This window comes from Pedobacter ginsengisoli, assembly GCF_002736205.1.
Lineage (GTDB): Bacteria > Bacteroidota > Bacteroidia > Sphingobacteriales > Sphingobacteriaceae > Pedobacter > Pedobacter ginsengisoli_A.
In genome coordinates, this window is record NZ_CP024091.1 from 258,412 (window position 1) to 271,808 (window position 13,397).

General features: G+C 39.2%; 12 protein-coding genes. 9 read left to right on the plus strand and 3 right to left on the minus strand.

Features of this window, described 5'->3' with window-relative positions; genetic code table 11:
• Nucleotides 1–15 precede the first annotated feature (15 nt).
• Genes CPT03_RS00970 through CPT03_RS00980 form a run of 3 tightly spaced genes read left to right on the plus strand, consistent with a single transcriptional unit; the run spans nt 16 to nt 4,803 of the window.
• Entirely contained in the window at nt 16–2,136 is a 2,121-nt protein-coding gene (locus tag CPT03_RS00970; protein WP_099437094.1) for a bifunctional aldolase/short-chain dehydrogenase, read from the plus strand.
• A gap of 18 nt (nt 2,137–2,154) precedes the next feature.
• A complete protein-coding gene (locus CPT03_RS00975; RefSeq protein WP_099437095.1) occupies nt 2,155–3,429 on the plus strand; it encodes a TIM barrel protein in 1,275 nt (424 codons plus the stop codon).
• 15 nt (nt 3,430–3,444) lie between these two features.
• The gene (locus CPT03_RS00980) at nt 3,445–4,803 is read left to right on the plus strand and encodes an FGGY-family carbohydrate kinase (protein WP_099440958.1); all 1,359 of its coding nucleotides are present in this window, start codon (nt 3,445–3,447) and stop codon (nt 4,801–4,803) included.
• A gap of 28 nt (nt 4,804–4,831) precedes the next feature.
• Here CPT03_RS00980 and CPT03_RS00985 read toward each other — a convergent pair whose 3' ends face one another.
• Both CPT03_RS00985 and CPT03_RS00990 read right to left on the minus strand, forming a co-directional pair.
• Entirely contained in the window at nt 4,832–5,779 is a 948-nt protein-coding gene (locus CPT03_RS00985; protein ID WP_099437096.1) for an EamA family transporter, read from the minus strand.
• Between the two features lie 96 nt (nt 5,780–5,875).
• Complete coding sequence (locus tag CPT03_RS00990) at nt 5,876–6,802, minus strand: hypothetical protein (protein ID WP_099437097.1); 927 nt, start codon at nt 6,800–6,802, stop codon at nt 5,876–5,878.
• A 207-nt stretch (nt 6,803–7,009) separates the two neighbouring features.
• On the opposite strand from CPT03_RS00990, the gene yiaK reads away from it, so the two are divergent.
• Nucleotides 7,010–7,999 (plus strand): 3-dehydro-L-gulonate 2-dehydrogenase, encoded by a 990-nt coding sequence (gene yiaK, locus CPT03_RS00995; protein WP_099437098.1) that lies wholly within the window; start codon nt 7,010–7,012, stop codon nt 7,997–7,999.
• Between the two features lie 45 nt (nt 8,000–8,044).
• On the opposite strand, the gene CPT03_RS01000 is transcribed toward yiaK, so the two are convergent.
• On the minus strand, nt 8,045–8,941 hold the full coding sequence (locus tag CPT03_RS01000; protein ID WP_099437099.1) for a helix-turn-helix domain-containing protein: 897 nt from the start codon (nt 8,939–8,941) through the stop codon (nt 8,045–8,047).
• Between the two features lie 155 nt (nt 8,942–9,096).
• Here CPT03_RS01000 and CPT03_RS01005 point away from each other — a divergent pair, with 155 nt between their 5' ends.
• The 5 genes from CPT03_RS01005 (at nt 9,097) to CPT03_RS01025 (ending at nt 13,392) form a co-directional block, all read left to right on the plus strand.
• Nucleotides 9,097–9,948 (plus strand): aldo/keto reductase, encoded by an 852-nt coding sequence (locus CPT03_RS01005; RefSeq protein WP_099437100.1) that lies wholly within the window; start codon nt 9,097–9,099, stop codon nt 9,946–9,948.
• Nucleotides 9,949–9,965: 17 nt separating this feature from the next.
• Entirely contained in the window at nt 9,966–10,949 is a 984-nt protein-coding gene (locus CPT03_RS01010; protein ID WP_099437101.1) for an aldo/keto reductase, read from the plus strand.
• Between the two features lie 52 nt (nt 10,950–11,001).
• Nucleotides 11,002–11,472, plus strand: coding sequence for a nuclear transport factor 2 family protein (locus tag CPT03_RS01015; protein WP_099437102.1), 471 nt, complete (start codon nt 11,002–11,004; stop codon nt 11,470–11,472).
• Nucleotides 11,473–11,487: 15 nt separating this feature from the next.
• A complete protein-coding gene (locus CPT03_RS01020) occupies nt 11,488–12,573 on the plus strand; it encodes an alpha/beta hydrolase (RefSeq protein WP_099440959.1) in 1,086 nt (361 codons plus the stop codon).
• A 75-nt stretch (nt 12,574–12,648) separates the two neighbouring features.
• Nucleotides 12,649–13,392: a carboxymuconolactone decarboxylase family protein gene (locus tag CPT03_RS01025; RefSeq protein ID WP_099437103.1), complete on the plus strand. Its 744-nt coding sequence runs from the start codon at nt 12,649–12,651 to the stop codon at nt 13,390–13,392.
• The last annotated feature ends 5 nt before the right edge of the window (nt 13,393–13,397 follow it).

Genomic DNA, 13,397 nt, shown 5'->3' on the forward strand with positions numbered 1-13,397 from the left:
TAATGAAATATTTTTATGACTGTTAGAACAACTGATTTTAAACATGTAAGTTATTTGTGGGATGATGCAAAGGCTGCTGAATTGGCCGGTGATGAGGTTGCATTGTTAATCTACCGTTCAAATTTACTGGGTGCCGATTTGAGGCTTACAAATTATGGAGGTGGAAATACCTCTTGTAAGGCAATTGCAAAGCACCCTTTAACCGGGCAGGAGACCGAGATAATGTGGGTTAAAGGATCTGGAGGTGATTTAGGTACATTAAAACAAAGCGGGTTAGCCGCATTGTATGTAGATAGCCTGCGAAATCTTAAAAATATTTACAGAGGACTTGCCTATGAAGATGAAATGGTTGAATTGTTTAATCATTGTATATATGATCTGAAATCTAAAGCTCCATCTATTGATACTCCGTTGCATGGCTTTTTACCCTTTAAGCATATTGATCACCTGCATCCTGATGCTGCAATTGCGATAGCTGCAGCTAAAGATGGTGAACGCATTACCAAAGAATTATTTAACGGAACAATTGGCTGGGTGCCATGGCAAAAACCAGGCTTTGAGCTTGGATTGCAGTTGCGTAAATGTTTAGATGATAATCCTGGAATCAGGGGTATAATGTTAGGCTCACATGGTTTGTTTACCTGGGGAGATACCGCTTTCGAAAGTTATATCAATACACTTGAAGTAATAGAAAAATGTGCTGAATATCTGGAAGCCAACTATGGTAAAAAGAAGCCTGTATTTGGAGGCCAGAAAATTGAAAGTGCCGGACAAAACCAGCGTCGCAAACAAGCAGCTGCCATTGCTCCTGTATTAAGAGGTTTCTGCTCAAGTGAAAAACATATGGCAGGCCATTTTACTGACGATGCAAGAGTGCTGGAGTTTATTAACTCTAATGATCTGGATCGTTTGGCTCCATTGGGAACAAGTTGTCCTGATCATTTTCTGCGCACCAAGATAAGTCCGCTTGTTCTTAAACTTAAGCCCAATGAAGAGATCAGCGATCTGAAAGCATTGAAAGAAAGATTAGCGCCTGAATTTGAAGCATACCGTAACATGTATGCCGAATATTATAATTCTTGTAAACACGATAATAGCCCAGCCATACGTGATGCTAACCCGGTAATTATATTATATCCCGGAATAGGAATGTTCTCTTTCTCAAAGGATAAACAAACTGCCAGAGTTGCTGCCGAGTTTTATACTAATGCCATTAATGTAATGAAAGGCGCTGAAGCCATATCTGAATACACTTCTTTACCGAGACAGGAAGCATTCAATATAGAATATTGGCTTTTGGAAGAGGCAAAACTACAAAGAATGCCTAAGCCGAAACCACTTTCAGGTAAAGTAGCCCTCATTACTGGCAGCGCCGGTGGAATTGGTAAGGCCATTGCCCGTAAATTTATTGAAGAAGGTGCGTGTGCCGTAATTAATGACAATGATGCAGGCAGATTACAAAAAGCTAACGACAGCTTCAACAGTGAGTTTGGAAAGGATGCTTATACTGCTGTGGTATTAGATGTAACTGATGCAACAAGTATAAAAAATGCCTTTGAAGAGGCTAGTTTGGAATTTGGAGGGGTAGATATAGTAGTAAATTGTGCGGGTATCTCAATCTCAAAACCTATTGAAGAGCATACTGAGAAAGATTGGGATCTGTTATATGATATCCTGGTAAAGGGTCAGTTTCTTGTTACTCAGGAAGGGGTAAAAATAATGCGCAAACAAGCCATTGGTGGCGATGTATTAAATATAGTTAGTAAAAATGCATTGGTATCAGGACCAAACAACGCAGGTTATGGTTCTGCGAAAGCTGCTCAGCTACATTTAAGCAGGTTAAATGCTGCAGAACTGGGTACTGATCATATCCGCGTAAATACAGTTAACCCCGATGCTGTAATATCTGACAGCAAAATTTGGGAAGGCGAGTGGGCTGCTGGTCGTGCAAAAGCTTATGGAATTACTATCGAGGAGTTGCCAGCGTTCTATGCAAAGCGTACCTTGCTTAATGAAGTGATATTGCCAGAGGATATATCAAATGCATGTTTTGCTTTTGTTGGCGGACTAATGAATAAATCGACCGGTAATGTACTTAATGTGGATGGGGGCGTTGCAAATGCCTTTGTTCGTTAAAATTTAAAACCTACACAGATGAAACTAGAAAATTATCAATTAGAATCATATAACAGTGAACACCTGGCAAAGCATCAGCGCCAGCTGGATTTCATTACTTCTGAAATTTCTGATGCTCAAGGCATTATTCAGAAACTGGTAGATTTCCAGATCGCTATACCAAGCTGGGCTTTGGGTACCGGGGGAACACGTTTCGGGCGATTCTCATCGGGAGGTGAGCCTAGAAATCTGGAAGAGAAAATTGAAGATATAGGTTTACTCCATAAGCTTAATGGCTCAAGCGGTGCAATTTCTTTACATATTCCGTGGGATACTGCAGATAATACAAATGCAATTAAAGCTTTGGCTGCACAATATGGTTTACGTTTTGATGCTATGAACTCAAATACGTTTCAGGATCAGCCAGGTCAGGCGCAGAGTTATAAATTCGGATCGTTACAGCATGTAGATAAAGCAGTGAGAAAACACGCTATAGAGCATAATATCGAAGTTATCCGCCAGGGTGTTGAATTGGGTTCAAAGGCGCTTACCGTATGGCTGGCAGATGGATCTTGTTTCCCTGGGCAGCTAAATTTTAGAAAAGCATTTCAAAATACCTTGGAAAGCTTGCGCGAAATCTATGCAGCTTTGCCTAACGACTGGAAGATTTTTGTTGAGTATAAAGCGTTTGAACCTAATTTTTATTCAACAACTGTTGGAGATTGGGGGCAATCTTTATTGTACGCAAGTAAATTAGGCCCTAAGGCATATACACTGGTAGATCTGGGTCACCACTTACCAAATGCAAATATTGAACAAATTGTTTCTCTTTTGCTAATGGAAGAAAAACTTGGTGGTTTCCATTTTAATGATTCAAAATATGGCGATGACGACCTAACGGCCGGCAGTATTAAACCTTACCAATTGTTCCTTATATTTAATGAACTTGTTGAAGGTATGGATGCAAGAGGAATGGATCATAGAGAAGACTTGGGTTGGATGATTGATGCATCGCATAATGTAAAAGATCCGCTTGAAGATCTTTTACAATCTGTAGAAGCCATCATGATTGCTTATGCTCAGGCATTATCTGTTGATCGTGTTGCATTACAGGAAGCACAGGCCATTAATGATGTAGTACGTAGCCAGGAAATTTTGCAGCAGGCTTTCAGAACAGATGTACGCCCATTGGTAGCCGAAGCACGTTTGCGTTCAGGAGCGGCGTTATCACCTCTTCAAGTTTTCAGGAAGCTCAATGTAAGGCAAGAGTTAATTAAAAACCGTGGCTCAAAAACCGTAGCAACCGGATTGTAACTAATGGGAGTTAAAATGAAGGCAATCCCGGTAATAGCAATTTTTGATGTTGGTAAAACCAATAAAAAGCTGTTTCTTTTTGACGAGAATTATAAGATCGTTTTTGAAAGATCAGCACGGTTTACAGAAACTGTAGATGAGGATGGGGATCCTTGCGAAAATTTAGAAAGTTTAAGGCTATCTGTATTCGACTCTTTAAGAGAAGTTTTCAGAAATCCTGCTTTCGAAATAAAGTCGATCAATTTTGCAACTTATGGTGCCAGCTTTGTCTACATAGACGAGGCCGGGAACCCTTTGGCACCATTGTATAATTATTTGAAAGCCTATCCTGAAGAACTTACAGAACAATTCTATAATACCTATGGTGGTAAAGATACATTCTCTAACCTTACAGCTTCTCCAGTACTGGGAAGCCTGAATTCAGGAATGCAGTTGTATCGGATCAAATACCAAAATCCTGAGCTTTTTAAAAGGATAAAGTATGCACTTCACTTACCACAATACCTTAGTTATTTGATCTCAGGTGAAGTATATTCAGACCTTACAAGCATAGGCTGCCACACCAATTTATGGGACTTTACTAAAAACACCTACCATGAATGGGTTAAAAAGGAAGGCATATTTGACAAGCTTGCACCTATTGTTCCTTCAAACAGTGTGTTGACTGCAGCATTTCCTGGCAGCAACTATGGCGTAGGGGCAGGTTTTCATGATAGTTCAGCGGCTTTGGTACCTTATCTGGTAAATTTCCATGAACCGTTTATTTTACTTTCTACAGGTACATGGTGCATTAGTTTAAATCCTTTTAATTCGAGCCCGCTTACAAAAGAGGAGCTGGAAAACGATTGCCTATGTTACCTGCAATATGAAGGTAAGCCTGTTAAAGCATCACGTCTTTTTTCAGGGTATGAACATGAGCAGCAGGTGAAACGGATAGCAGCCCACTTTGGTACAGATATCATTACTTATCGTTCTGTTCCATACGATTCCAGGATTATTGATGAATTGGCTCATAAAACCCAAACAGACATTACATCTTTTGGAGAGCGGAACCTGTCAGACTTTGCGTCAGACATTGAGGCCTATCATCAGCTTGTTTTAGATCTGGTAAATCAACAATACATAGCAACAAATAGAGTACTTAAAGGAACACCTGTTAAAAGAATATTTGTAGATGGTGGGTTTAGTAAAAATTCCATATTTATGAATTTGCTTGCACTTGCTTTTCCTGAACTTGAGGTTTTTGCAGCCTTTATGGCTCAGGCAACTGCAGTTGGGGCAGCTTTGGCCATTCATAAATCATGGAATACAAAACCCCTACCCAATGATATTATTGAACTAAAGTATTACTCGGTGGTTCAGCACCAGAATTAATAGTAGTTAGTTAAGTTTAGTTTGTGAATTAAGTCGCCTTAACGGGCGACTTTTTATATTTAGAAAGGTTTATAAGTAAAACACTTGCCAGAATAACAACTAAACCTGTTACCTGAATAATGCTTATAATCTCACCTGCAAAAAATACTGCAAGCAGTACTGCAACCACAGGGTTTACATATGCATAGGTACTTACCAAAGTTGCAGATCGGACCTGTAAAAGCCATACATACGCACTAAAGGCTATTATAGAACCAAATATGATCAGGTAAGCAGTTGACCACCATGCAGATTCCGGAACATTTTGAAATTGAAAGTTATTCATTTCCCCGGCTATAATGCTACCCGGTATAAACACAACACCGGCAATTAACATTTGCCAGGCAGTAGAAACCGATGCGGGAGTATCAGGAGCGGGGTGGTATTTAGAGTACAACGACCCACCAGCCCAGCCAATCGGGCCAATAATTAAAAGGATCATTCCTAAAATATTTCGTGGATCCTGCTGAACAGAAAAGCTGGCACTTAGTTGTTCCCAGAATAAAAGGATTACTCCTAAAAAGCCTATTATTAAGCCGGCTACAGTAAACTTATTGCTAAAGTTTTCTTTCCATTTGCCCTTATCAAGTATCACAAACCAGATCGCTGCCGATGATACCATAATGGCAACAAGGCCACTAGGTAAAAATTGCTCTACCCATATCACAATTCCATTGCCTACACCCAGCATAAGTATGCCACTTACACCAGCATGAAATATGTTCTTTTTATTAAATACCGGCAAACCAGTAAAAATGCACCAGGCCAGCAAAAGTATACCTGCAATGATAAACCTAAAGGCTCCTAAAAAGAAAGGAGGAAAGCCTGCTACTGCTTTAGAAATAAAGAAGTAGGTTGAGCCCCATACCATGTAAACGATAAGAAAGGCCAGTGCAACAAGTAAAAGCGGGGCTGATTTTTTTTCAACAGGGAGCATAATTGTTTTTTAACAAATAGAACATTTATTAAAGAGAAAATCATTCTTTAATAAATTATATAACAATTCTATTACAGAATGTGCTTTATGTCAATTTTATAGCTCTTCTCCGGTAGTTGAATCTATTTTCTTGTAACCATTTCTGCTCGAACCATCTGCCATATTCAATGGATATTCAATTTCAATTACATTGCCGGTAATGGTAACCAAACCGATAGTGCCGCTTCTAATTGGGGGTATACCTGCAAGCAGATCTACATCATACTTAACCGAATTATCAGTAAGTTTTTTACAAATAAAATGGAAATTACCAGTTACCAGGATGTATTCAGTAGCAGATAAAGGCTTCTCGATATACTTGAGGTCTTTAGGAGATGCAAAGCTGCCCATCAAAGTAGCCTGTTCATTGTATATATACTTTATTGAACTGGAAATATTACCGGCGTTGTCCAGGTTGCTTTTTGTGATTGCGGTAAGGCTATTTGTCCAGACTGATATTTCCGAGGTATAGGGCTCATCCTTGCCAGGTATAACAGAGGTGTAGTTATTGGCAATTGCATTGCTGTTCATGTCAATTCTCGTGAAATCTTCTATAAAAGGGTCAGGCGCATTATTGATCTGGCTCTCTCTCATTTGCCTGGTAATGTAAACAACTTTATTTACCTCTTTAATCCTGGTATAAAAGTTATAACCTACAGGTACTTTACTACCGCTTGCTGTTGGAATTTCGGTAGGGTCGTCGGTATAAGTTTTAACCTTTAATTCATTGCCAGATGCATCAAAATAACCTATCCAGTATTTTTTGTTCTTAGCTCCGGCAATTACATTGTTGTTTTTGCTATCCTTAAAAACCAATACCTTAATTATCAGGTTTTGCTTATCAGTAATTTTTAAGTTTAACCTTTTCACCAACGAATCGTTGCCTAAACTAATATCATCGTCAGGATCTTTTTCAACGGGCTTCTTACTGCAACTTGCAATTGCAAGGCATATTATTACCAATAGGCTTAAACGTAGTTTCATTAGGTTAGTTTGGTTCTTTGTTATTTACAGAGCGTAAATCTATCCTGCCTAAAATTCCCATTTTTTGCATGATATGTAAATATATTGTTTTGTAAACGTGAATCAAAATCCTTTATATGAAAGATAGAGGCATGAATATTCGTTTTGCAGGCTCCACCGGATAATTAACTACCTTAGGGTAAAATTTATTTTTAAAAGAACAGTAGTATGCGTATACCATTTGAAGAACTTAAAGAAGAATTTAAAAGGATACTTTTAAGGTTATCGTTTCCTGAGGGGACTGCCGAAACCTGTGCTACAATATTTGCCGTAAACAGTCGCGATGGGGTATATTCTCATGGACTAAACCGATTTCCCGTTTTTGTAAACTATGTAGAGAAAGGCTTGATTGACCCAAATGCATCACCGAAATTACTGGAGAAAAATGGAATGGTAGAGCGTTGGGACGGAAATTCTGCTCCCGGCATGTCTAATGCTACCCATTGTATGAGTAGGGCAATTGAGCTGTCTAAGCAAAATGGAATAGGCTGTGTTGCTATTAAAAACACCAATCATTGGATGCGTGGAGGAACTTATGGATGGCAAGCTGCCGATGAGGGTTGTATAGGCATTTGTTTCACCAATGCAATAGCCAGTATGCCTGCATGGGGAGGCAAAGCTTCTGTGTTGGGTAATAACCCTTTGGTTATAGCTATACCCCGCGAGGGTGGTCATGTGGTATTGGATATGGCCATGTCACAGTTTTCTTATGGTAAAATGCAGGAGTATGAACTAAAAAATGAGTCGTTGCCATTTCCAGGTGGATATGACGAACATGGAAACCTGAGCACAGATCCCACCATCATTCGAAAAACAAAGCTGGCTTTGCCAATTGGTTTCTGGAAAGGCTCAGGCCTTGCATTAATGCTTGATTTGTTGGTTGTAGCATTGAGCGGTGGTAATTCAACAGGCCAAATAACGGCGAGTATAGATGAAACCAGTGTTTCACAATGTTTTATCTGCATTCGTCAGCCAAATATGCATGCCCAATTAATAAACCATATTCTAGAATATATCAAATCAGAATCTGGTGTTAGTTCTGATGAAAAGGTAGCCTACCCAGGAGAACGTACATTGCAAACGCGTCTCGAAAATGAAAAAACAGGTATCCCTGTAAATGAAGAAATCTGGAAACAAGTTACAGCCATGTTTAAGTAAAATATATCTTTTACTTGAAATGCTCAAAATACTTCTAAAAATCGATTAGTTAAGGCTACGGTACTCATTTGGCGTTGCGCCAACCCTTTTTTTGAACAGTCTGATAAAGTGCTGTGGATATTTGAATCCAAGTTCATAAGCAATCTCGTTTACAGTTTTATTGCTGTCAAAGATTTTATTTTTAGCTACATCAATAATCTTCGCCTGAATAAATTCCTGAGCCGATTTGCCAGTTTCTTTTTTAATTAGATCGCCAAAGTAATTTGCCGAAAAATGAAGCTCTTCCGCGCAGTAAGCAACCGAAGGTAAGCCAATTGAATAAGGTTTTTCAGATTTAAAATAACCATTCAGCAGTTCCTCAAACGTCTCTAGAACACCTTTATTTACCATATCCCGTGTGATAAACTGACGATCATAAAAACGATCGCAGTAATTTAACAGCAATTCAATATTTGAGGCAATGAGCTTTTTACTGTGTTTATCGATAGACTGCTGGAGCTCTGAGTTAATCTTGGCAAATAAATCGAGTACAAGCTGACGTTCTTTTGATGACAGGTGCAAGGCTTCATTAGTATGGTAGCTAAAGAAGTTATATTCACTCAGGCTTTTTGCCAGTGAGGTTCCGCGGATTAGGTCAGGATGAAATATTAAACCATGCCCTACGGGCTGATAGTAATCTATTTTATTCTCTACATCGATAGTCTGCCCTGGCGATATAAAGACTAATGTGCCTGCCTGATAGTCATAATTATGACGGCCATACTTAAGGTCGCCACATTTAACATCTTTAAGAAAGATGCAATAAAGCTCAAAGTTCATTTTAGAGCCAGTCCTTTCTTTTGCTTTTGAAAAATCTATCACACTAACCAACGGATGCAGTGTCTCGTGGTTATTAAAGTCATTGTATTCACTGATCGTTTCAAAATTAAATTCCTTTTCCATAACTCCTTGTATTACTTGTACAAACTTACGCAATTGAGTATTGTTATCATTGTAACATGAACACTATCAGTAATATTGGTAGCAAAAGCAGGAATCTGTATACCATAGCTCTTAGTTATTGAGCGGATATTTGTATTGTCAAAAAGATTAACTATATGGAATCAGTAAAACTTAATAACGGGGTAGAAATGCCCTTACTAGGATTTGGGGTATTTCAGGTAACCGACCTGGCAGAATGTGAACGCAGCGTATTGGATGCAATTAGCACTGGGTACCGTTTAATTGATACTGCTGCCTCATATATGAACGAGGAAGCAGTTGGTAGGGCAATTAAAAATAGTAATGTACCTAGAGAGGAACTGTTTATAACAACAAAACTTTGGATACAATCAAACGGGTATACCGATACAAAAAAAGTCTTTGAAGCTTCGTTAAAAAAGCTTCAGCTAGATTATCTTGACCTTTATCTTATTCATCAGCCTTTTGGCGATGTGTATGGTGAATGGAGAGCAATGGAAGAACTTTATAAAGAAGGAAAGATCCGTGCAATTGGCGTAAGTAACTTTCAGCCTGATCGGCTAATGGATTTAATTGTTCATAATGAAATTGTTCCGGCTATCAATCAAATAGAGACCCATCCTTTTCATCAGCAACTTGATGCACACCACTTTTTAAAGGAAAACAATGTACAGATTGAATCGTGGGGGCCTTTTGCAGAAGGGAAAAACGATATTTTTAATGATGAATTATTGGTTGCTATTGCTGGTCAATACAACAAATCAGTTGCTCAGGTAATTCTTCGCTGGCTAATTCAACGTGGTGTGGTGGCTATTCCAAAATCTGTGCGCAAGGAACGCATGGCAGAGAACTTTGACATTTTTGATTTTAAGCTAAGTGCTGATGACATGAACTCTATAAAAATACTGGATACAAATGCCAGCAGCTTTTTTGACCACCGTGACCCGGCTATGGTGAAATGGCTGGGAGAAAGAAAATTTGAAGAATAGTAACCAAACAGAAAAACATGGAAAAGAGAATATTAGGGAATAGCGGATTGGAAGTATCCTCCTTAGGCCTTGGTTGTATGGGAATGAGCTTTGGGTATGGCCCAGCTATAGAAAAAAGCAAAGCAATAGAACTGATTCGTTTGGCTTTCGAGCAAGGAGTTACATTCTTTGATACTGCAGAAGTTTATGGCCCATATACAAATGAAGAACTTTTAGGGGAAGCCCTTGCACCATTCCGTGATGAGGTAGTGATTGCTACTAAATTTGGCTTCAAAAATGCCAGGACAAGTGAAGGGCTAGACAGTCGTCCGGAAACCATCAGAGCTGTAGCAGAAGCATCATTGAAAAGACTCCGCACTGATCGCATAGATCTGTTTTATCAGCATCGTGTTGATCCGGCTGTGCCCATAGAGGATGTTGCAGGAACCGTAAAGGACTTAATTGCTGAGGGTAAAGTAAAATATTTCGGTCTTTCAGAGGCAGGTGTAACATCCATACGTAAAGCCCATGCCATACAACCCGTAGCAGCCCTGCAAAGCGAATATTCACTTTGGTGGCGCGAACCTGAAAAGGAAATGTTGCCGCTATTGGAAGAGCTTGGAATTGGATTTGTACCATTCAGTCCACTTGGTAAGGGCTTTTTAACAGGTAAGATTGATGAAAACACCACCTTCGATAAAACAGATTTTCGTAATAGCGTTCCCCGCTTTACTGAGGAAAACCGAAAAGTAAATCAGGCATTGGTTAATCTGTTGGGTAGTATAGCTACAAAGCAAGATGCTACACCGGCACAGATAGCATTGGCCTGGTTGCTTGCCCGGAAGCCCTGGATCGTGCCTATTCCCGGGACAACCAAAGTGCACCGGTTGAAAGAAAATCTTGGAGCAGCGCAGGTTCAACTATCAGGGAGTGAACTCATTGAAATTGAAACAATCTTATCCAAAATTGAAATACAGGGACATCGCTATCCTGAGCAGAGTCAGAAAATGATTGGGCGGTAAAAATTAAGAAAATCAAATTAGCAAGTATTACATAAACCCAAAAAACAGTATTATGAGAATCTCAATTATCGGACTATTTTTATTAATCGTTAGCATATCATTGTCCAATGCGCAAACAAAGACTACTCCTACAAAAGCAGAACAGGAAATTCTTGACCTTTCGAAAGCTAAATGGCTTTGGATGGCTGACAAGAAATTGGATACGCTAGATAAACTATTTGATGACAGAGCTGTTTTTGTTCATATGAGTGGTGGTTCTGACAAAAGCCGTGAGATGGAAGTTATAAAAAGTGGGATGATTTGGTACAAAAAAGCCGAAATCTACTCAGCATCGGTAAATATATTTGGCAACACAGCAATTCTGTTAAATGATATCGACCTGGTGGCAGTAGTAGGTGGAAACGAAGTTACCAATGCTTTTATGGTAACCGAGGTGTATATTAAAGAAAATGGCAAATGGAAAATGGGTTCGTTAACGTTTTCGCATTTGAGAAGGCCGGTTAAATTGACCAATAATAAATAATTGGCAGTATTAGATATGAAGAAATTAAAATACTTAGTATTAACAGGTGTAATAATATCGGCGTTAGCGTCGGCTGTTGCCCAGCAAACCGTGCGACAAAAACCTTTAATAATTGCAGAACAAGGCAGTTTTTTAGTTGGTGGCGCAAAGACTACACAGCCTGGTAGTTTTGTTTTAACTGATGCCCTGAAGCCTGCTGGCCAGACTTTTCACGCTGATCATGCTTATGCTTTTTACCAGATTCCCGTAAAAGCCCGCAAGTATCCACTGGTTTTTCTGCATGGCGCAGGACAATCTAAAAAAACATGGGAAACCACACCCGACGGTAGAGAAGGCTTTCAAAATATATTTTTAAGAAGAGGTTACAGCGTTTATCTGCTTGATCAGCCCAGGCGTGGCGAGGCTGGAAAGAGCGCAGTTCCTGCAACCATTACTCCAACTGCTGACGAACAGTTTTGGTTTACGCAATTCAGGATAGGTAATTACCCTGAATATTTTGAAGGAGTACAGTTTCCAAAAGATTCAGCTTCATTAGAACAATTTTATAGGCAAATGACCCCAAATACTGGCAGCTTTGACGGTAATGTTATTGCTGATGCAGTTTCTGACTTGTTTGATAAAATTGGCGGAGGTATTTTGGTAACACACTCTCAAGGAGGAGGCCCAGGCTGGACTACGGCTATTAAAAATGATAAGGTTAAAGCAATTGTGGCTTACGAACCATATAGTGGCTTTGTTTTTCCTAAAGGAGAGTTACCTGAACCAATAGCATCTGCAGGTCTTTTTGGCGAATTAAAAGGTGTGGAAATACCTTTAGCCGATTTCAACAGACTTGCAAAAGTTCCTATTGTAGTTTACTATGGCGATAATATCGCTAAAGAACCTACCAAAGTTTGGAATAAAGACCATTGGCGTTCGGGACTTGAAATGGCAAGAATCTGGGCGGCTACAATTAACAAACATGGAGGCGATGCAACAGTAGTCCATTTGCCTGAAATAGGAATTAAAGGCAATACCCATTTTCCCTTTTCGGATTTAAATAACATGGAAATAGCCAATCTGCTATCTAAATGGTTAAAGGAAAAAGGATTGGATAAGTAATATTGGTAGTAATCTCCGTAATCCATCTACATTAAATCTTTTAGTTCTTTGGATCTTTGTATCAAAGAATTAAAGATGAGAACAATTAAAGTATTCAGCATCATATTGGCAGTCGTATCAATCGGAATAGTGGGTACATTATCTAGCGTAACTGCGCAACAAAAAAACGCTATCGAAAAACCATTAAGTTCCAAACAAGAAAGTATGATTGCTATTGCGGCAATTGCAGCAAAAGGTAATCTGCCAAAATTAAAGGAGGAGTTGCATAAGGGGCTCGAAGCCGGATTAACCATTAATCAGGTCAAAGAATCACTTATTCACCTTTACGCCTATGCTGGTTTTCCACGTAGCATCAGAGGATTACAAACGTTTATGACCGTTTTGGATGAACGCAAAGCCACAGGTATTAATGATGAAATAGGTTTAAAAGCCTCGCTAATTAGTGATGAACGGAGCAAGTATGAAAGGGGCAAGGCAATATTAGAAAAACTAACCGGCGTGCAGGAAACAGCATCGAAAACAGGATATGCGGCATTTGCACCTGAAATAGAAGTCTTTTTAAAAGAGCATCTTTTCGCTGATATTTTTGAAAGGGATGTATTAACCTATGCTGAAAGAGAATTGGTTACCGTTTCGGTACTGAGCAGTATTGGTGGTGTTGAGCCTATGTTGCGCTCACATCTAAACATTTGTTTAAACATTGGTATAGCTACAAATCAATTACAGCAGTTCATCGAGACTCTCAAATCAGTTATAGGTAAAAAGGAAGCAAAAGCAGCACACAAAGTTTTGGATGAAGTGCTAAAAAGTAAAATTTAAAACAT